At 74.5% G+C, this 19,571-nt stretch carries 16 protein-coding genes; 7 read left to right on the top strand and 9 right to left on the bottom strand.

The window, feature by feature from the left end:
- Positions 1-23: 23 nt before the first annotated feature.
- The 3 genes from K7G61_RS14110 to K7G61_RS14100 all read right to left on the bottom strand — a co-directional run bounded on the left by K7G61_RS14110 (position 24) and on the right by K7G61_RS14100 (position 2,870).
- Positions 24-746 (bottom strand): FAD:protein FMN transferase, encoded by a 723-nt coding sequence (locus K7G61_RS14110; protein WP_225847227.1) that lies wholly within the window; start codon positions 744-746, stop codon positions 24-26.
- A 53-nt stretch (positions 747-799) separates the two neighbouring features.
- The gene (locus K7G61_RS14105; protein WP_225847226.1) at positions 800-1,396 is read right to left on the bottom strand and encodes an FMN-binding protein; all 597 of its coding nucleotides are present in this window, start codon (positions 1,394-1,396) and stop codon (positions 800-802) included.
- 103 nt (positions 1,397-1,499) lie between these two features.
- Positions 1,500-2,870 (bottom strand): ferric reductase-like transmembrane domain-containing protein, encoded by a 1,371-nt coding sequence (locus K7G61_RS14100; protein ID WP_225847132.1) that lies wholly within the window; start codon positions 2,868-2,870, stop codon positions 1,500-1,502.
- Between the two features lie 281 nt (positions 2,871-3,151).
- On the opposite strand from K7G61_RS14100, the gene K7G61_RS14095 reads away from it, so the two are divergent.
- The gene (locus K7G61_RS14095) at positions 3,152-3,883 is read left to right on the top strand and encodes a response regulator transcription factor (RefSeq protein ID WP_225847131.1); all 732 of its coding nucleotides are present in this window, start codon (positions 3,152-3,154) and stop codon (positions 3,881-3,883) included.
- The gene (locus K7G61_RS14090) at positions 3,880-5,319 is read left to right on the top strand and encodes a HAMP domain-containing sensor histidine kinase (protein WP_225847225.1); all 1,440 of its coding nucleotides are present in this window, start codon (positions 3,880-3,882) and stop codon (positions 5,317-5,319) included. Before K7G61_RS14095 ends, K7G61_RS14090 begins: the two co-directional genes overlap by 4 nt.
- Positions 5,320-5,495: 176 nt before the next feature.
- Here the strand turns inward: K7G61_RS14090 and K7G61_RS14085 are convergent, their stop codons facing one another.
- The 4 genes from K7G61_RS14085 to K7G61_RS14070 all read right to left on the bottom strand — a co-directional run bounded on the left by K7G61_RS14085 (position 5,496) and on the right by K7G61_RS14070 (position 11,107).
- Entirely contained in the window at positions 5,496-7,976 is a 2,481-nt protein-coding gene (locus K7G61_RS14085) for an FtsX-like permease family protein (protein WP_225847130.1), read from the bottom strand.
- A complete protein-coding gene (locus K7G61_RS14080; protein ID WP_225847129.1) occupies positions 7,973-8,707 on the bottom strand; it encodes an ABC transporter ATP-binding protein in 735 nt (244 codons plus the stop codon). The genes K7G61_RS14085 and K7G61_RS14080 overlap by 4 nt, the downstream gene beginning before the upstream one ends.
- A complete protein-coding gene (locus tag K7G61_RS14075) occupies positions 8,704-9,291 on the bottom strand; it encodes a PadR family transcriptional regulator (protein ID WP_225847128.1) in 588 nt (195 codons plus the stop codon). The genes K7G61_RS14080 and K7G61_RS14075 overlap by 4 nt, the downstream gene beginning before the upstream one ends.
- A 190-nt stretch (positions 9,292-9,481) precedes the next feature.
- Positions 9,482-11,107 carry a metallophosphoesterase family protein gene (locus tag K7G61_RS14070; protein WP_263984347.1) on the bottom strand — a complete coding sequence of 542 codons (1,626 nt, stop codon included), beginning with the start codon at positions 11,105-11,107 and terminating at the stop codon, positions 9,482-9,484.
- 331 nt (positions 11,108-11,438) lie between these two features.
- On the opposite strand from K7G61_RS14070, the gene K7G61_RS14065 reads away from it, so the two are divergent.
- Positions 11,439-13,496: a phosphocholine-specific phospholipase C gene (locus tag K7G61_RS14065; RefSeq protein WP_225847127.1), complete on the top strand. Its 2,058-nt coding sequence runs from the start codon at positions 11,439-11,441 to the stop codon at positions 13,494-13,496.
- Positions 13,497-13,547: 51 nt separating this feature from the next.
- On the opposite strand, the gene K7G61_RS14060 is transcribed toward K7G61_RS14065, so the two are convergent.
- On the bottom strand, positions 13,548-14,387 hold the full coding sequence (locus tag K7G61_RS14060; protein ID WP_225847126.1) for an AraC family transcriptional regulator: 840 nt from the start codon (positions 14,385-14,387) through the stop codon (positions 13,548-13,550).
- Between the two features lie 49 nt (positions 14,388-14,436).
- Between K7G61_RS14060 and K7G61_RS14055 the strand changes: the two genes are divergently transcribed.
- The gene (locus tag K7G61_RS14055) at positions 14,437-14,904 is read left to right on the top strand and encodes a cupin domain-containing protein (RefSeq protein WP_263984345.1); all 468 of its coding nucleotides are present in this window, start codon (positions 14,437-14,439) and stop codon (positions 14,902-14,904) included.
- Between the two features lie 27 nt (positions 14,905-14,931).
- Here the strand turns inward: K7G61_RS14055 and K7G61_RS14050 are convergent, their stop codons facing one another.
- On the bottom strand, positions 14,932-15,894 hold the full coding sequence (locus tag K7G61_RS14050; RefSeq protein ID WP_225847125.1) for a LysR family transcriptional regulator: 963 nt from the start codon (positions 15,892-15,894) through the stop codon (positions 14,932-14,934).
- A 97-nt stretch (positions 15,895-15,991) separates the two neighbouring features.
- On the opposite strand from K7G61_RS14050, the gene K7G61_RS14045 reads away from it, so the two are divergent.
- The 3 genes from K7G61_RS14045 to K7G61_RS14035 are packed head-to-tail and all read left to right on the top strand — an operon-like array spanning position 15,992 to position 19,401.
- Complete coding sequence (locus K7G61_RS14045; protein WP_225847124.1) at positions 15,992-16,699, top strand: succinate dehydrogenase; 708 nt, start codon at positions 15,992-15,994, stop codon at positions 16,697-16,699.
- 3 nt (positions 16,700-16,702) lie between these two features.
- Positions 16,703-18,652 (top strand): fumarate reductase/succinate dehydrogenase flavoprotein subunit, encoded by a 1,950-nt coding sequence (locus K7G61_RS14040; protein ID WP_225847123.1) that lies wholly within the window; start codon positions 16,703-16,705, stop codon positions 18,650-18,652.
- Positions 18,649-19,401, top strand: coding sequence for a succinate dehydrogenase/fumarate reductase iron-sulfur subunit (locus K7G61_RS14035; RefSeq protein ID WP_225847122.1), 753 nt, complete (start codon positions 18,649-18,651; stop codon positions 19,399-19,401). The genes K7G61_RS14040 and K7G61_RS14035 overlap by 4 nt, the downstream gene beginning before the upstream one ends.
- Positions 19,402-19,571: the final 170 nt, after the last annotated feature.

The following is a 19,571-nucleotide window of genomic DNA, read 5'->3' as shown; positions in this document are numbered from 1 at the left end:
CGGCGGCGCGCCACACAACCGGGCTAGCCGGAGTGTGGGCCTGGCACACCGAAGCCCGCGGTGTGCCAGGTTTCGCCGTCCGGCAGCACCACGAAGGCCTCGGTCGCGGGCTGGTCCGCCAGCCAGCCGAAGGACGCGGTGCCCATCGCGTACGAGGCGGTGGCCGACACGTCCGCGTCGGTGAGGGACGGGCAGACCACCGTGACCGAGGCCATCGCGGGGGCGGCCGGACGGCCGGTCGCCGGGTCCGCGATGTGCGGGCCGCGCTCGGCCGCGCCGGAGGTGGCCACCGCGACGTCGCCGTCGGCGTGCACCACCGTGGCCAGCGTGCCCGGGCGCAACGGGTGCGACACCCCGATCCGCCAGGGGCCGCCGTGCGCCTGGACGTCGCCGCCGCCGTTGACGAGGACCGCGTCCGCGCCCGCCGCCGCCAGCATCGCCGCGGCGCGCTCCACCGCCCAGCCCTTCACCAGCCCGGTGGGGTCGAAGCCCCCCGCGTACCCGGCACTGAACCAGCCGCCGGTGCGTCGGCGCGCCGCGTCGCACAGCCGGTGCACCTCCCACACCTCGGGCGTGCACTTCGACAGCGGCAGGGTTCCCGCGGCCAGCCGGCTGATCTGGCTCGTGGGGCGGTAGGTGGAGAACACCTCGTCCACGTGGCGCAGCCACAGCACGGCCTCCTCCAGCGCAGCCGGGATCCGGCCCGGATCGCCGCCGCGTACGTCGAAGGAGAACACCGTGCCCATGGTGTGCTCGACCCGCCGCTGACTGCCGGCCCGCTCCCGGACCGTGCCCCCCGTCACAGTCCCGCCTTGTCGAGCGCGCTCTGCAGCGACTGCGTGTACCCCGCGCTGGTGTAGGTCGCGCCCGACACCGCGTCGATGTGGGCGCTCTGCGCGGCCAGCGCCTCCTGGGTGAGCTGCGGCACCGCGAAGCCGGCGATCTCCTGGTCACGCGGGTTGTCGCTCGGCAGTTGCAGCGCGGTGACCTTGGTGAGCTTCCCGCCGGTGAGGGTGATCCGCAGCTGCACCGGGCCGTAACGGGTCTGCACCGTGTCGCCGTTCACGGTCCGCGTGGCGGCGGAACCGCCGCCGCTGCCGCCGCTGCGCGAGGAGCCGGACTTGGAGGAGCCAGACTTCGAGGAGCCGCTCGTCGACGTGCCGCCCTTCGAGGAGCCGGACGACCCTCCGGACGGCGTGCTCCCGCCGGAGGCCCTGCCGTCCGAGGAGCCGCCGGTGGACGATCCGGTGCCCGCGGTCGCGGTGGAGGAGGGGGCCGGGACGGCGGCCGCCGTGGTCCCGCCCGTCGTGTGCGGCTTGAGGGACAGCAGGACCACCACACCCGCGACGGTGGCGCCGGTGGACAGGACGACGCGGCGTGCAGGGCGCCCGTGCAGCGCGCTCACCGGCGTACCTCCCCGCGTCCGCGCCCGGCGGGCGCCACGCGGCCGTCTCGGGCCGGCGGGCCGTCGTTCACTGGTGCGGGCATCGGGACTCTCCTCACAGTTCGAAGGACTCGTGGTGGATGTGCCGGGCGGGCACACCGGCCGCGCGCAGCGCCTCGTAGCCGGCGTCGGCCATACCGGGCGGGCCGCACAGGTACACGTCGTGCCGCGCGATGTCGGGCAGCGCGGCCCGCAGGCCGTCCGCGGTCAGGGCGGGGCGGCGCCCGTCCGGGCCGTTGAGCGCGAAGATCAGCCGTGCCCCGCGGACCGCCGCGATCGACTCCAGCTCACGGCGCAGCGCGAGGTCGGCGGCGGATCGGGCCCGGTAGACCAGGGTGAGGTCGCCCGGCCCGGCGGGGAGCGACTCGAACAGGGCTCGCAGCGGGGTCACCCCCACGCCGCCCGCCAGCAGCAGGACCTTGCGCCGGGTCCTGCGGTCCGCCGTGAGGCCGCCGTACGGGCCCTCCGCCCAGATCCTGGTGCCCGGCCGCAGCCGCGCCAGGGCCGCGCTGTGCCCGCCGACCGCCTTCACCGTGATCCGCAGCAGGTCCGGGCGCGGCGCCGCCGACAGGGAGTACGGATTCGCCGTCCACCACAGCCCCGGCGCCAGGAACCGCCAGCGCAGGAACTGGCCCGAGCGCGCCCCGAGGTGCCGCAGCCGCTCGCCGCGCACCACGATCGACACCACGTCCGGGGCCTCGGGCACCACCGAGTGCACCCGCAGCCGGTGCCGCAGGTTGAGCCGCACCGGCCCCAGCACGCGGTACCAGAGCACCGCCCCCGCCGCGGCCGCGTACAGCGCGTACCAGAAGGCCTTCGCCGCGCCGCCCGCCGCGAAGTCCGCGCCGAGGGCGAGCTGGTGCCAGAAGGCGAGGAAGATCGCCACGTAGGTCAGCAGGTGCAGGTAGTACCAGACCTCGTAGCGCATCCGGCGGCGGGCCGCGCGTACCGACACCGCGCCGACCAGGAGCAGCAGCAGACCGCCGAGGGTCGCCTTGCGCATCTCCGGGTACGTCCACACCACCGTCCACGACTCGCTCAGCACGGCCGCGTGCGACTGCGCCGCGTACCCCCACAGGATCAGCACGATGTGCGCGACGAGCAGGCACACGGTGTAACGGCCGGCCATCGCGTGCCAGCGGGCCACGCGGTCGCTGCCGACGCCGGTCTCCAGCGCGGGGATGCGGGCCATCAGCAGCATCAGCAGCGCGCAGCAGTAGCCGGCCAGCAGACCGCTGATGCGGCCCGCGCCCAGCAGCCAGTCCGTGGACCCCACCACCGCCGTCGTGTCGTGCCACCACAGGCCCAGCACCGCGGCCGCGCCCGCCCACCCGAGGGCCAGGACCCAGGCGGCGGTCGAGCGCCGTCGCGGGGCGGGCGCGGCCACCGCGTGCCGCGCCTGGCGTGGGGGCGAGGTGCTGGTCATGGGGGTGTTTCCTTTCGTGGCGTACACCGGCCACTGTGCGTGCGTAACTTCTGAACGAGCTCTGAACGGGCTCGCAATCGCCTCGGAAAGCGCTCGGAACGGGCGCAGAACCGGCTCGGACGGGGGCTGGAAGCGGCCCGGAACGGCCCGGAACGGCCCGGCAGGCGCCCGGCACCACCCGGCACACGCCCGGCACCGATCGCCGGTGGCCCGATTCACAGCGATCGCAAAGGCCGCTCCCGTCCCGCCCGGCCGCGTGTCGGGGGATGCTGGGAGGCATCATGAACAGCACCGCGCATCCCCTCACGCACCCCGACGGCACCCCTGTCCGCGTCTTGGTCGTCGACGACGAGCCCGACCTCGCCGAGGTCCTTTCCGGCGTCCTGGCGTACGAGGGGTGGCAGGTGCGCACAGCCGGCGACGTGGCCACCGCCGTGGCCGAGGCCAGGACCTTCAAGCCCGACGCGGTCGTACTCGACGTGATGCTGCCCGACGGCGACGGAATCGCCGTGCTGCACAAGCTGCGGGAGGGCCGGCCGGACGTGTGCGTGCTCTTCCTCACCGCGCGCGACTCGGTGGAGGACCGCATAGCGGGCATCACCGCCGGGGGCGACGACTACGTCACCAAGCCGTTCAGCCTGGAGGAGGTGCTGGCCCGGCTGCGCGGGCTGCTGCGCCGGGCCGGGATGACCAGGGCCCGCGGCGACGCGGCCGTCCTCGCCGTCGGCGACCTGGTCATGGACGAGGAGGCGCGCGAGGTCACCCGCGGCGGCGAGGCGGTGGAGCTGTCCCCGACCGAGTTCGAGCTGCTGCGCTTCCTGATGCGCAACCCCCGGCGGGTGCTCAGCAAGGCCCAGATCCTCGACCGGGTGTGGTCCTACGATTTCGGCGGCCAGGCGCACATCGTCGAGCTGTACATCTCCTACCTGCGGCGCAAGATAGACGCCGGCCGGGAGCCGATGATCCACACCGTACGGGGCGCCGGTTACGTGCTGAAGGCGGCGCAGTGGTGAGGAGTCTGGTGCCGCGCACCCTGCGTGCCCGGCTCACCTGCGGGCTCGTGGTGCTGCTCGCGCTGAGCTGCGCGGCCGTCGGGATCGCCGCGGTCGTCGGGCTGCGCGGCTTCCTCACCGAGCGCCTGGACCAGCAGGTCGTGCAGGCCGGCAGCCACTTCCCGGCCAGCCTCGAACACACCCACGGCGCGCGGGGGGAGCCCGACGCCGACAACAAGTACGCCGACACCCGCCGCCAGGCACCGGGCACCTTCGGCGCGCGGCTGCTGAACGGCAAGGTCACCGACGCCGCCGTGGTCCGCGCCGGGTCGGACACCTCCGTACGGCTCAGCCCGGCCGACCGCGCGGCGATCGCGGCCGTGCCGGTGGACGGGCACTGCCACGGGCTGGACCTGTCCGCGCTCGGCGACTACCGGGTGCAGGCCACGGCGGGCGACGACGGGGACGTCCTGCTCACCGGCCTGTCGATGCGCAGCGTCGAGGACGCCGCCGAGCGCCTGGTCGTCGTGGAAGCGGTCGTCTTCGGCTGCGCGCTGGTCGCCGCCGGCGCGGCCGGGGCGTTCTGGGTCCGCTGGTCGCTGCGCCCGCTGCGCAGGGTGGCCGCCACCGCCGCGGCCGTCACCGAGCTGCCGCTGGACAGCGGGGAGGTCGTGCTGCCCGACCGGGTGCCCGACACCGACCCGCGGACCGAGGTCGGGCAGGTCGGCGCCGCGCTCAACCGGATGCTCGGACACGTCGAGGGCGCCCTGACCAAGCGGCACGCCAGTGAGGAGCGGCTGCGCCGCTTCGCCGCCGACGCGTCCCACGAGTTGCGCACACCGGTCGCGGCGATCCGCGGCCACGCCGAACTGGCGCTGCGCCATCCCGACCCCGTGCCGCCCGGCGTGACCCGGGCGCTGGACCGGATCGCCGCCGAATCCACCAGGATGGGCGGCATGGTCGACGACCTCCTGCTGCTGGCCAGGCTGGACGCGGGACGCCCGCTGGCCCGGGAACAGGTCGACCTGACCCGGCTGGTCCTCGACGCGGTCGACGACGCCCGGGCGGCCGGCCCCGGCCACCGCTGGTCGCTGGACCTGCCGGCCGAACCCGTCGTCGTCACCGGCGACGGCGCGCGCCTGCACCAGATCGCAGCGAACCTCCTGGCCAACGCCCGCGCCCACACGCCGGCCGGCACCCGGGTGACCGTCCGCCTCCGGCAGACCGCGCGGGCCACGACCCTGGCCGTCAGCGACGACGGCCCCGGCATCCCCGAGGCCCTGCGCGAATCCGTCTTCGACCGGTTCACCCGCGCCCCGCATCCCCGCTCCGGCCACGGTGCCGGGCTGGGCCTGTCCATCGTCTCGGCGGTGGCCGCCGCCCACGGCGGCTCGGCGGGCGTGACGTCGGTTCCGGGCCGGACCACGTTCACGGTGACGCTGCCGGGCGGCCGGTAGCGGGGCCGGCCGCGGTCGACCCGCGGGCCGTGGTGCCCGCCGCCGGGTCTGCGGGCCGTGGTGCCTGTGCCGGACCCGCGGGTTGTGGTGCCTGTGCCGGACCCGCGGGCCGTGGTACCCGTGCCGGACCCGCCCCCTCCGCGGCGGGTCCGGCACCCAGCGGACGGGCCCGCGCGCTACTCCAGCAGCCGCCTCGCCGTCCCCGTGGGCTCGCGGCCCGCCGCAAGCCAGCCGGCGGCCGCCGCCAGCAGGGGTACGCCGGGCACGGCGGTCAGCAGGGGGAGGTACAGGCCGTGCCGCAGGGACGCCGGATCGTCCGCGTAGGCGCACAACAGGACCAGGTAGGCACCGGCCGTGCCCAGCAGGGTGCCGGCCAGGGCCAGCGAGCCGGCCGTGGCCGCGCCCAGGCCGCGCCGGGTCCGCGGCCCGGCCCCGGCGGCCGTCAGCGTGCGCAGGTCGTCGGCCGATTCGGCGCGGACCGTGCCGACCGTCATCGCCAGGACGCCCAGCGCCAGCCCCGCGCCCGCCGCCACGCAGCCCCGGCGCACGGTCTCCAGGCCCTCCTGGAGGTTCCGGGTCTCGGTGGTCAGGCCGTTCGCCACGGCCATGTCCCGCGCGGCGGAGCGCTGCGCGGCGCTCAGGTCGTGCGGGGCCGAGACGAACCAGCCGGCGGTCAGGGTCCGCCAGCCGCCCCGCCGTACCGCGTCCGGGGTGATGAACACCCGCGGCTGCGAGGAGTACGCGGGCCCGGGCACGTGCGCGGTCGCGGCGCGGTCGCCGCCGCGCCGGGCCTGGCCGAGCAGCGTGAGGGCGTCGTGGCCGGGCAGGAAGGTGAGGACATCGGCGCCCGCCCGGCCGGGCGGGCGCAGGCCGAACCGGCGGACCGCGTCGGGCGTGGCCACGTACAGCCGAAGGCTCGCCCAAGTGCGCGGCCCGGTGGGCCGGCCGGCCTCCAGGACCTGCCGGCCGGAGCCGCCGCTCCGCATGCCGCCCGGCGGTACGGCCGGGTCGTAGGCCATCACCAGCGGGGTCGCGGTGCCGCCGAGCTGCGCCGCGTACCGCTGGACCGCCTCCTGCCGGTGCCGCAGGTCCGGGGCGGACAGGACGGGCACGAGCGGCCCGTCGTAAGGGGCCCGGACCAGGACGTCCCGGGCCGAGAGGTTCCCGGCGGCGGCGCCGTCCCGGCTCACCGCGGCCACCACGCTGATCGCCACGGGCAGCCCGATCGCCAGGGTGATCGCCGCGAGGGCCGCGCCCGAGCGGGCCTGGTGACGGCCGAGATCGCGCAGGACCAGGCGTACGGTGAGCGGGGCCCGGCCCGCGGCCGCCGCCAGGCCGCGGACGACCAGCGGGCTGACCAGCAGCATCCCCGCGACCACCGCGACCAGGCCGGCCACGACGAGGAGCCCGTCGGTTCGGCGCGAGGCGACGAGGCACCCGGCGCCCGCGGCGACCAGGACCACGGCGGCCCGCACCGAGCGGCGGCCCCGCACGGGTTCCGGCGGCCGGGCGGACAGCGCCCGCACCACGGGCACCCTGGCCATCGTGCGGGCCGGCCACCACGCGGCGGCGGCCGGGGTGAGCACCGCGACCGCGAGGAGCGGTGCCAGCAGCGTCCAGGGCAGGGCGAAGGCGTCGATGCGGTGGCCCGCGGCGCCCTCCAGACGAGGGGCCAGGGAGAGCCACGCGGCCAGGCCGAGCGCCGTGCCGGTGGCGGCGCCCGCCAGGCCGGTGAACAGGCCCTGCCCGACCAGTACCAGCCGCAGGTGCCGGTCGGTGGCACCGATCGCGCCCAGCATGCCGATCTGGCGCAGCCGGCGGTGGGCGATCACCGCGAAGCCCGCGGCGGCGACCAGCGCGACCAGCAGCAGGGCGACCGTGGCCGCCGCCAGGACGAGGACGTCGGCGCCCGCGGACGCGTCGCCGTACCGGTCCTGGACGTCGAGCGGTCCGTCGCCGCCCGCGCGGAAGGCGGCCATCGCGTCGGGGGAGGCGTCGGCCAGGAGGTCGACCGAGGCCGCGGGGAGTCCGGCGACCTCGGGGTCAGCGGCGCCGGGGGGAGCGGCCAGCGCGAAGGTGTCGGCGAGCCGCCCGGGGTTCTCCACCAGCCCGACCACGGTGAGCGAGCGGCCGCCGAACCGCGACGAGCGCCCGACGCCCGTACGGAAGAGCGCGGCCGCGGACCGGGTGAGGGCGACCTCGCCCGCCGAGGCCGGGTAGCGGCCCTCCAGCAGCCGCAGCCGCCCGGCGCCGTACGGCCCATGCGGGTCCTGCGCCCGCACGTCAAGCACCGACACCGATCCGGGGACGGGCACCTGCCGGTGGGCGATCACCTCGACGGTGCCCAGCTTCGAGCGCGCGGACGCGATCCGCGCCTCCAGCGTCCGCCGGCCGTCGTCGCCCGCGTCGAGGCGCACCAGTTGCCGCGCCGACCCGAAGGTCCCGACCGGGCTGTACTGGTACGCGTCCACCGCGACGAGCCCGCACACCGCGCCGGCGACCGTTGTCACCAGGAGCGCGAGCAGCAGTGCCTGGCGGCGCCATTCGCGGCGCAGCAGCCGCCACGACCAGCGGACCACGGCCACCCGCGCGGGCAGCCCGCCGTGCGTCCGCGAGCGCCCGCCGACCGGGCCGGGCGCGGTCCGCACGGCCGTCACGACTCCTCCCCACCGGACGCCAGGAGCGACTCGGGTCCCGCGAGGGGGCGGGTGGAGTCGACGATCCCACCGTCGCGCACGAAGACCACCCGGTCGGCCCACGAGGCGAGTTGGGCGTCGTGGGTGACCAGGACGGCCGCGGCGCCGGACCGGCAGGCGGCGCGGATCAGCCGCATCACGCCCTCCCCGGCGCCGGAGTCGAGGGCGCCGGTCGGCTCGTCGGCCAGCAGCAGCCGGCGCTCGCCCACCAGGGCCCGGGCCAGCGCCACCCGCTGGCGCTGGCCGCCGGACAGCTCGTCGGGGAAGCTGTCGGCGCGGTCGGCGAGGTCCAGCTCGGCCAGGGCGCGCAGCCCCGCCCGGCGGGCCGCCCGGGACCTCACCCCGTCCAGTTCCAGCGGCATGGCGACGTTCTCCACCGCGGTCAGCCCCGGCAGCAGGTTGAAGTCCTGGAAGACGTAGCCGATGCGGCGGCGGCGCAGCCCGGCGCGCTCGCCCCGGCTCAGCCCGGACAGCGCGGTGCCCTCGACGAACACCTCGCCCGTCGTGGGCTCCTCCAGGCTGCCGGCGATGGTCAGCAGCGTGGACTTGCCCGACCCGCTGGGTCCCATGACGGCCACCATCTCGCCGGCCTCGACCGACAGGTCGACCTCGGCGAGCGCGCGCACGGCCGCGGCCCCGTCCCCGTACGTCTTCGACACCCCCCGCAGTTCCAGGGGCGGCGCCGCGCTCATCGCACGGCTCCCTCGGGCGGGACGGGAGCCCCGGCCGCCGGGCGCTGGGAGGGCGCGGGGCCCGGCGGGGTGCGGTGGCGCAGCCGCGCCTGGGTCGCGTCGAGCCAGCGGACCACCGCTTCGAGCCGGTAGAGCTGCGCGTCGGCGACCATGAGCAGCGCCAGGTCGTCGGCGGCGTGCTCCTTGAGGCGGGTGAAGTGCTGCATGCGGACGATGGTGTGGTTGCGGTGGGTCTGCAGGAGCGCGGGCAGGTCGGCGCCCGGCAGCCGCAGCGCCACCAGCACCTTGATCACCAGCTCGTCGCGAGGCGGGGCGTCGTCGGCCGGCGGGGTGCGCAGCCACGCCGCCAGCTCCTCGGCGCCCGCCTCGGTGATGCGGTAGGTGCGCTGCGGGCCGGGCCGCGCGGCGTCCTCCGGGTCGCACTCCACCAGGCCGTCCCGCTCCAGCCGCTGCATCGTCGAGTACACCTGGCCGACGTTCAGCGGCCAGACCTCGCCGGTCCTCGCCTCGAACTCCTGACGTAGCCGCAGCCCGTACTTCGGCCCCTCGCCGAGCAGGGCGAGCAACGCGTGGCGCACGCTCACCGCGATCCCCTCCTTCGCCTGAATACCCCGTACAATACTCGGTATACAGGCGGGTGGAAGGCCACCGGGGATTCCACCGGAAAGAACGGGCGGGCGGCGGACCGCCGGAGAACCGGCGCCCGCCACCCGCCAGGACGGTGCCCCTCCGCCGGGGGGCGGCCCCCATGCCGCCCCCCGGCCGCGGCAGGGCTCAGCGGCCGCCGTCGGACCGCTTGCGGTGCAGGGTGAAACGCTCGAAGACCGACAGCTCGCCGTTCGGCTTGTTCACGTTGTAGTACGTGACGTGCAGCCGGGTGGTGTCGCCGGGGAAGCGGCCGGGGTCCACCGTGAACGCGGCGAAGCCGTACGGGTGGTCCACGTCGCGGACCGCGCTCCACACCGCCTGCTCCTTGACGTAGGTCGCGGCGCGCTTGCCGTTGGCACCGGGCGTCGCCGACACCGCGGTGATGACCTTCGCGCTGCCGTCCTTGTAGAACGTCTGGTTGCTCGTCCCGGACACGCCGCCGCCGCCGAGCACCATGTGCACGGTGCCCAGGCCCGTGTCGATGTCGTCGGTCGCGGCCGAGACGGGGCTCGGGGTGAGCGTCTCGCTGCCGCCGAGCACGCCGCGCACCGCCAGCGACCGCTCGTAGTGGTGCTCGTGGCCGCAGACCACCAGGTCCACGCCGTAACGGTCGAACAGCGGGCCGTACTTGGCACGCAACCCCAGGTCCGAGCCGTTGAAGTCCGCCGAGGAGACCATCACCTGGTGCATGGCCACGACGACCCAGTCGACGCCCCGGTCCGCGCGTGCCGCCCTCAGCTCCCGCTCCAGGAAGGCGAGCTGGCGCCCGCCGGAGTAGCCGTTGATGTAGACGTCGCCGCCGTCCTGCAGGCAGTTGTCGTCGTTCTGCAGCACGATCACCCGCACGGAACCGGCCGTGAACGCGTACCACAGGCCGGACAGCTCCTCGTCGGTCTCGTCCGAGGGCAGCTCGAAGTACGTCTGGTACGCGCCCATGCCGATCGGGCCGTTGCCGCTCTCGATCTCGTGGTTGCCGGCGGCCGGCATCCACGGGCGGAAACGGGCCGAACGGCTGTTGTTGGTGAAGAAGTTGTTCCAGGTGCGCACCCGGTCCACGTCCAGGTTGGCGTAGCACAGGTCACCGTTGAGCAGGTGGAACAGCGGCGCCACCTGCTCGATGCCGGTGACGATGTCCTTGCTGGCCGGCGCGACGTTGGCGTCCAGGCCCACCGCGCCGGCCGCGGTCCACGACACCTCGGGAGTGGACTGGTCGCCGAAGCTGGTGAACGTCAGCGGCACCCGGCCGCGCGGAGCCGTGGTGAAGGTGCCGCTGTCGGGCGTCGCCCCGTCGTGCGAGACCAGGTACAGGTACGTGGTGCCCGGGCTCAGCCGGGACAGGGCGGCGTGGTGGACGTACACCGTGCGGCCGGACTTGCCGTCGCTGTAGCTGCGGGTCGTGGCCGGGGCGCCGGATCCCAGGCCGTGCGCCAAGGTGCCGTACAGCACCCGCGGGCGCCGCACGGGGGCGTCGGTGATCCAGGACACCACCATCTGGGTGGCCGGGTCCTTGCCGAAGGTCAGGTGGAGGCCCTGCACCGGGGCCGCGCCGCTCGCGTCGGGCGTCGGGTGGAAGGCCGGCGCGCCGGCCGGCGCCGCCGCTGCCTGACCCGCCGTCAGCAGCGGGCCCGCGACCGCCCCCGCCCCCGCCGTGCCGAGCAGCCCGACCGCGGTGCGCCGGCTCAGGCGGTTCCCGGACGGGGAGCCGGCCGGACGGGCGGCCCCGGGCTGCGGTGTGTCCATCTGTGCGGCCATCGTTACTCCCTGGTGCAAGGGCGGTGAAGGGCGTACCGGTCGTGGGACCGCGTGAAGACTCCCGCCCGCCGGCGACGCCCGGTTGAACGGCGCCTTGCCGGGCGACGTCGGAACGCGATGTGACCGTGCGAACGCGCGACCGGTGACGTACCGGACGGCCGGGCACTCGCGTCCCACCCGCACCGCCCGCCGCGGCGCGCCGCGCGCACGCGGGCTGTTCGCGACCCGTACCGCGCGGCGCCACCCGGGCGATACGGTGCCGTCGCCCGCTGTCGCTGCTCTTGGGACCGCCCTCCCCACTTTCCCCGAGCCGAAGAGGTCCAGGTCAGACATGTCCGAACTCAACCGGCGGCGGTTCCTGCGGATCGCGGGCGCCACCGCGGGCTTCACCGCCCTGTCCGGCAGCATCACCCGCGCCGCCGCGATCCCGGCGGCCCGCCGCACCGGCACCCTCCAGGACGTCGAGCACATCGTCGTCCTGATGCAGGAGAACCGCTCCTTCGACCACTACTTCGGCTCGCTGCGCGGAGTGCGCGGCTTCGGCGACCCGCGTCCCGTCCGGCTGCCGAACGGCAAGTCCGTCTGGCACCAGAGCGACGGCGCCAAGGACGTGCTGCCGTACCACCCGCAGGCCGACGACCTGGGCATGCAGTTCATCGAGGGCCTCAACCACGAGTGGACGGGCAGCCACAAGGCGTTCAACGACGGCAAGTACGACCAGTGGATCCCCGCCAAGGGCGCCGGCACCATGGCCTACCTGACCCGGGACGACATCCCGTTCCACTACGCCCTGGCGGACGCGTTCACCGTCTGCGACGCCTACCACTGCTCGTTCATCGGCGGCACCGACCCCAACAGGTACTACATGTGGACCGGTTGGACGGGCAACGACGGCAAGGGCGGCGGCCCGGTCCTGGACAACAGCGAACTCGGCTACGACTGGACCACCTATCCCGAGCGCCTGGAGAAGGCCGGGGTGTCCTGGAAGGTCTACCAGGACATCGGCGACGGCCTCGACGGCCCGCACTCCTGGGGCTGGATCGAGGACGCCTACCGCGGCAACTACGGCGACAACTCACTGCTGTACTTCGACAACTACCGCACCGCGCGGCCCGGCGACCCGCTCTACGACAAGGCCCGCACCGGCACGAACGCCGCCGCGGGCGACGGCCTCTTCGACGTGCTGCGCGCCGACGTCCGGGCCGGCCGGCTGCCGCAGGTCTCCTGGATCGCCGCCCCCGAGGCGTTCTCCGAGCACCCCAACTGGCCCGCGAACTACGGCGCCTGGTACGTCTCCCAGGTGCTGGACGCGCTCACCTCCGACCCGCAGGTGTGGAGCAGGACGGCCCTGTTCATCACCTACGACGAGAACGACGGCTACTTCGACCACGTCGTGCCGCCGTTCGCGCCCCCCGGCCCCGGCCGCGGCGCGTCCACCGTGAGCACCGAGGGCGAGGTCTTCGGCGGCGACAGCGTGTACCGGCCCGGCCCCTACGGGCTCGGCCAGCGGGTGCCGATGCTCGTGGTCTCCCCGTGGAGCACCGGCGGCTGGGTCGACTCCGAGGTGTTCGACCACACGTCGATCATCCGCTTCATGGAACGCCGGTTCGGCGTGCGCGAGCCCAACATCTCGCCCTGGCGCCGGGCCGTGTGCGGCGACCTCACCTCGGCCTTCGACTTCGGCCTCACCCGCACCGCGCCGCCCGGGCTGCCCCGCACCGACGGCTACCGGCCCACCGACAACCAGCGGCACGACTCCTACGTCCCCGTGCCGCCCGCCAACCCCGCGCTGCCGGTGCAGGAGAAGGGCCACCGACCCGCGCGCCCGCTGCCGTACGCGCCCCTCGTGGACTCCTCGGTGAGCCGGTCGTCCGGCCGGATCACCCTCACCTTCGGCGGCGGGGTCGCCGCGGGCGCCTGCTTCCACGTCACCTCCGCCGACCGCGCCGACGGCCCCTGGACCTATACCGCCGAGGCGGGCAAGAAGGTCACAGGCCAGTGGGACACCGCCGCCACCGGGGGCCGGTACGACCTCATCGCCCACGGCCCGGCCGGCTTCCTGCGCGCCTTCAAGGGTTCCACGGCGCAGGCCGGGCCCGAGGTGACGGCCCGCCACGACGCGGCCTCCGGCCGGGTCGAGCTGACCCTGGCCAACGCCGGCACCACGGACGTGCGCCTCACCGTCACCAACGCCTACGACGGCCGGCGGCAGACCCATGTCGTGCGCGCGGGCCGCCGCGTGACGCAGTGGGTGGAATCCGGCGCCGGCCACCGCTGGTACGACCTGACGGTGGTGTCGACCCACGACCCGGTGTTCCTGCGCAGGCTCGCCGGGCACGTGGAGAACGGCCGTCCGGGCGTCAGCGACCCGGCGATCGCCACCGGCTGAACCGGGCCCGCCTCGGGGTGGGTGAAGCCGTCGGGAGGCGGCGCCGCGGTGTCAGCCGCGGCGCCGCCCGCGGCCGTAACGCGCCGGCGGGACGCCCATGTGACGGGTGAAGTGCCGGTTCAGGTGTGCCTGGTCGTAGAAGCCGACCGCCGTGGCCACCTGCGCCGGCCGCTGCCCGGCCAGCAGCAGCCGGCGGGCCAGGTCGATGCGCCTGCCGGTGAGGTACGTGTGCGGCGGCAGCCCGTAGGCACGGGTGAAGCAGCGGATCAGGTGGGTCGGGTGGGCGTGCAGCAGCGCGGTCGCCTCGTTCAGGGTGAGCCCGGTGGTCAGCCGGGCGTCCAGCAGTTCGCGCAGCCTCGCCGCCAGCCGGTCGGCCTCGCGGCCGGTGGCCGGGCGGGCCGGCGCCGGCCCGCCGACGGAGGTTCTCGCGCCGAGGTGGTGCAGCAGCCGCTCGCGTACGAAGGCCAGCCGCGACTGCGCCTCGAACACCTCGGTGTCGTCGCGCAGCGCGGCGTGCAGCCGGTGCACCCGGCGGCGCAGCAGCGGGTCGCCCAGCACCGGCACGTCCACCGCGTGCCCGGCCAGCCGCTCGGGCAGCACGTCCGTGTCCAGGTACAGCACGCGCTTGCGGAAGCCGGTCGGGTCGACGGTGCGGCCGTCGTGCGGCACGCCGGGCGGCAGCAGCACCACCCGGCTCGCGTCCCATGCGCCGTGCCTGCGCCGGTCGAGCGCGAAGTCGACCGCGCCGTCGTCCAGGAGCATCAGGTCCCAGGTGTCGTGGGTGTGCACCGGGTACGCGTGGTCGGTGAAGTGGGCGTGCAGGACCTCGGTGATCCCCGCCACGGCCGGCCGCCAGGCGCGGACCTCGGTTCCGGTCCGCGATCCCCTCACGTCAGAAATGTACAAGACCGGCCCGCGCCGGCCGCGCGATGCTCGTGCCATGACCGACACAGCTCCCGCAGCTCCCGCCGTCACCGAGCCCGCCCGCGAGACCGCGCCCGTAACCGGGCCCGAGAACGCCCCCGGGACCGCCCCCGAACCCGGGACCGCCCGCAAGGCCGTCAGCATCGCCGGCAAGCTCGCGCAGTTCAGCGAGCTGTGGGCGCAGCGCACCGTAGCCACCGTCAACGACTACGAGGTCAAGGTCGCCAAGGTGCACGGCGAGTTCGTCTGGCACCGGCACGACGACACCGACGAGTTCTTCCTCGTGGTCAGCGGCCGCCTGACCATCCAGCTCAGGGACGGCGACGTCGTCCTCGGGCCGGGCGAGATGTACGTGGTGCCCAAGGGCGTCGAGCACTGCCCGCTGGCCGAGGAGGAGACGGCGATCCTGCTGCTGGAACCGGCCGGCACCAGCAACACCGGTTCGGCAGGCGGCCCGCGCACCAAGGCGCCCGTGGCGCTGTGACCGGGCCGCTCGGCGCCGCGGGCGGGCTCAGTCCGCCGCCGGCGCCGGGTCAGCGGGGTCCGCCTGGTCCGCGGTCGCCGGGGGCCGCGGGCCGTTCGCCGTGAGGGCGCGGCGGGCCGCCGACTGGATGACCTCCTGCATGACGCGGGCGGCGCGGGGCGGGGCGACATCGCTGCGGTGGGCCAGGGCGACGGTGCGGCGCAGACCCGGCCGGGCCAGGGGGGTCACGCGCAGCTCGGGACCGGTGCGGGCGGCAACCGTGGCCGGCACCACCCCCAGGCCCAGCCCCGCCCGCACGAAGCCGAGCACCGCGTCCATCTCGCCGCCCTCGACGGTCAGGTACGGTTCGAAGCCCGCCGCCCGGCAGGCCGCCAGCGTCAGGTCCCGCAGGTCGTAGCCGTGCCGGAACATCACCATCGGCAGTCCTTCCAGGTCGGCCACCCGCAGCGGCGACCGCGGCGCCGGCGCCCGCGCGGAGGAGACGACCACCAGGTCCTCCTGGAACAGCTCGACCGTGGTGAGGGCGGGGGACGGGCTGGGCAGCGGCAGCACCACCAGCGCCAGGTCCAGCGCGCCGCGGGCCAGTTCCCGTACCAGGTCGTGCGAGCCCCCCTCCTCGATCAGCAGCGCGATGCCCGGATGGCGGTCGTGAAAGGCGCGCAGCACGTCGGGCAGCAGGCCGGTGCACAGGCTCGGGGTCGCGCCCAGCCGCACCCGGCCGCGCCGCAGCTGCGCCAGCTCCTGCACCTCCTGCCGGGCGGTGTCGGCGTCCGCGAGGATCCGCCGGGCCAGCGGCAGCAGCGCCTCGCCCGCGTCGGTCAGCGTGATGTGGCCGCGCGCCCGACTGAACAGCTGCGCGCCCAGTTCCCGCTCCAGCGCCTTGATCTGCTGGGACAGCGAGGGCTGCGAGACATGTACCTGCTCCGCGGCGCGGGTGAAGTGCCGGGTGTCCGCGACGGCCACGAAGTAGGCGAGCTGTTGGAGCTGCACGCGCACAGCTTAAGCGCAGTCCATAGGTAGCGCCTATTGACATGAGCCGAACCATGTCTTGGACCACTGGTCATGTGCGCCCCTAACGTCTGGTGCCATGGCACTGGCAACTCAGACGGATCGCCGGCCGTCCGCCGCGCGGACGCTGTGGGACTCGACCGTGGGCAAGAAGACGATCATGGCCGTCAGTGGCCTGATCATGGTGCTCTACCTGCTCGCCCACATGATCGGCAACCTCAAGATCTTCTTCGGGGCCGGCCAGTTCAACGGGTACGCCCACTGGCTGCGCACCCTCGGCGAGCCCTTCCTGCACCACACGTGGGCGCTGTGGATCATCCGCGTCGTGCTGGCCGTCTCGGTCGTCGCGCACGCGGTGTGCGCGTACCAGCTCAGCCGCCGCGACCTGCGCGCGCGCCCGGTCGGCTACGTCCACCGCAAGGCCCGCACCAGCTACGCCACCCGGACCATGCGCTGGGGCGGGGTGATCCTCGGCCTGTTCGTCGTGTGGCACCTGCTGGACCTGACGACCGGGACCGTGCACTCCGGCGGTTTCCAGCCGGGCCACCCGTACCAGAACGTGGTGGACACCTTCTCCACCTGGTACGGCGACGTGATCTACATCGTGGCGGTGCTGGCCCTCGGGCTGCACATCAGGCACGGCTTCTGGAGCGCCGCCCAGACCCTCGGCGCGGGAAGCCGCACCCGCGACCGGGTCCTCAAGACCACCGCCAATGCCCTCGCCCTGGTGCTGACGGCCGGCTTCGTCGCCGTGCCCGTCGGCGTCATGACCGGAATCGTGAGCTGACCCATGACCGACTACACCGAGTACGAGGTCGGCGCGCCGGTCGCCGACACCAAGGCGCCCGCCGGACCCATCGCCGAGCGCTGGGACACCCGCCGCTTCACCGCCAAGCTGGTCAACCCCGCGAACCGCCGCAAGCACACCGTGATCGTGGTCGGCACCGGCCTGGCCGGCGGCTCGGCCGGCGCGACCCTGGCGGAACAGGGCTACCACGTGGTCCAGTTCTGCTACCAGGACTCCCCGCGCCGCGCCCACTCCATCGCCGCGCAGGGCGGCATCAACGCCGCGAAGAACTACCGCAACGACGGCGACTCTATCCACCGGCTGTTCTACGACACCGTCAAGGGCGGCGACTTCCGCGCCCGCGAGTCCAACGTCCACCGGCTCGCGCAGATCTCGGTCGAGATCATCGACCAGTGCGTCGCCCAGGGCGTGCCGTTCGCCCGCGAGTACGGCGGCCTGCTCGACACCCGCTCCTTCGGCGGCGTCCAGGTCTCCCGCACCTTCTACGCCCGCGGCCAGACCGGCCAGCAGCTCCTGCTCGGCGCCTACCAGGCACTGTCCCGGCAAATCGCGGCCGGCAACGTGGAGATGCACCCCCGTACCGAGATGCTCGACCTGATCGTGATCGACGGGAGGGCCCGCGGCATCGTGGCCCGCGACCTGATCACCGGCGAGATCCGCACCCACTTCGCGGACGCCGTGGTCCTGGCCTCCGGCGGTTACGGCAACGTCTTCTACCTGTCCACCAACGCGATGAACTCCAACGCGACCGCGATCTGGCGGGCCCACCGCCGCGGCGCGTACTTCGCCAACCCCTGCTTCACCCAGATCCACCCCACCTGCATCCCGCGCACCGGCGAGCACCAGTCCAAGCTCACCTTGATGAGCGAGTCGCTGCGCAACGACGGCCGCATCTGGGTGCCCAGGGCCAAGGGCGACACCCGGCCGCCCGCGCGGATCCCGGAGGACGAGCGCGACTACTACCTGGAGCGCATCTACCCGTCGTTCGGCAACCTGGTGCCCCGCGACATCGCCTCCCGCGCCGCCAAGAACGTCTGCGACGAGGGCCGCGGCGTCGGCCCCGGCGGCCAGGGCGTCTACCTGGACTTCGCCGACGCCATCGCCCGCATGGGCCGCAAGGCCGTCGAGCAGAAGTACGGCAACCTCTTCGAGATGTACGAGCGGATCACCGCGGAGAACCCGTACGAGACGCCGATGCGGATCTACCCGGCCGTCCACTACACCATGGGCGGCCTGTGGGTGGACTACGACCTGCAGACCACGATCCCCGGCCTGTTCGCGATCGGCGAGGCCAACTTCTCCGACCACGGCGCCAACCGGCTCGGCGCGTCCGCCCTCATGCAGGGGCTGGCCGACGGCTACTTCGTGGTGCCCGCGAGCGTCAACGACTACCTGGCCCGGCACCCGCACGGCGAGCCGGTCGACCCGGCCCACCCCGCCGTCGTCGAGGCGGTCACCGCGACCAGGGACCGGCTGCGCCGGCTGGTGGCCGTCGACGGCGACCGCTCGGCCGACTCCTTCCACCGCGAGATCGGCGAACTGATGTGGGAGCTGTGCGGGATGGCCAGGTCCGAGGAGGGCCTGCGCAAGGCCCTGGACCGCATCCCGCAGATCCGCGAGGAGTTCTGGCGCCGGATCAAGGTGCCCGGCACCGAGGCCGAGTTCAACCAGTCCCTGGAGCGGGCCAACCGCGTCGTGGACTACCTGGAACTGGCCGAGCTGATGTGCCTGGACGCGCTGCACCGCGCCGAGTCCTGCGGCGGCCACTTCCGCGAGGAGTCGCAGACCCCGGACGGCGAGGCCGCCCGCAGGGACGAGGAGTTCTCCTACGCCGCGGCCTGGGAGTTCACCGGCACCGGCCGGGCCCCCGTCCTGCACAAGGAAGACCTGGTCTTCGAATACGTCCACCCCACCCAGCGGAGCTACGCATGAAGCTCACCCTGCGCGTCTGGCGCCAGAAGAACGCCGACGCGCCCGGCGCGATGGTCACCTACGAGGTCGACGGCGTCTCACCGGACATGTCCTTCCTCGAAATGCTCGACACCCTCAACGAGCGGCTCACCGCGGAGGGCGGGGAACCCGTCGCCTTCGACCACGACTGCCGCGAGGGCATCTGCGGCGCGTGCAGCATGGTCATCAACGGCGACGCGCACGGCCCCGAGCGCACCACCACCTGCCAGCTGCACATGCGGTCCTTCCAGGACGGCGACACCGTCGACATCGAGCCCTGGCGGGCCGCGGCCTTCCCCGTCGTCCGCGACCTGGTGGTGGACCGGTCGGCCTTCGACCGGATCATCCAGGCCGGCGGCTACATCACCGCGCCCACCGGCTCCGCGCCCGAGGCGCACGCCACCCCCGTACCCAAGCCCGCCGCCGACCTCGCCTTCGAGCACGCCGAGTGCATCGGCTGCGGCGCCTGCGTCGCCGCCTGCCCCAACGGCTCGGCGATGCTGTTCACCTCGGCCAAGGTCAACCACCTCGGCGCCCTCCCGCAGGGCGCGCCGGAGCGCGAGACCCGGGTGCTGGACATGGTCGCGGCGATGGACGCCGAGGGCTTCGGCGGCTGCACCCTGACCGGCGAGTGCGCCACCGCCTGCCCCAAGGGCATCCCGCTGACCTCCATCACGTCCATGAACAAGGAGTGGCTGCGGGCCAACCGCAAGGTCCCGCGCGGCCGGTAAGCACGTGCCCCGCCCCGCCCCTGCCCGGGGCGGGGGCGCACGGCGGAAAATGCGTTGCCGTCGGCCCCGGCGCCGTGGTGCGGTGATCCCGTACCGAGCCACCGACCCGGGAGTTGATCATGCGGGGAGCGTTCATGTCCAACCAGCTGAAGATGACCCGTCTCTCAGAG

It is taken from the genome of Streptomyces sp. HPF1205, from assembly GCF_020400825.1.
In the GTDB taxonomy this organism is placed as follows: domain Bacteria; phylum Actinomycetota; class Actinomycetes; order Streptomycetales; family Streptomycetaceae; genus Actinacidiphila.
This window is presented reverse-complemented; position numbering and strand designations above follow the sequence as displayed.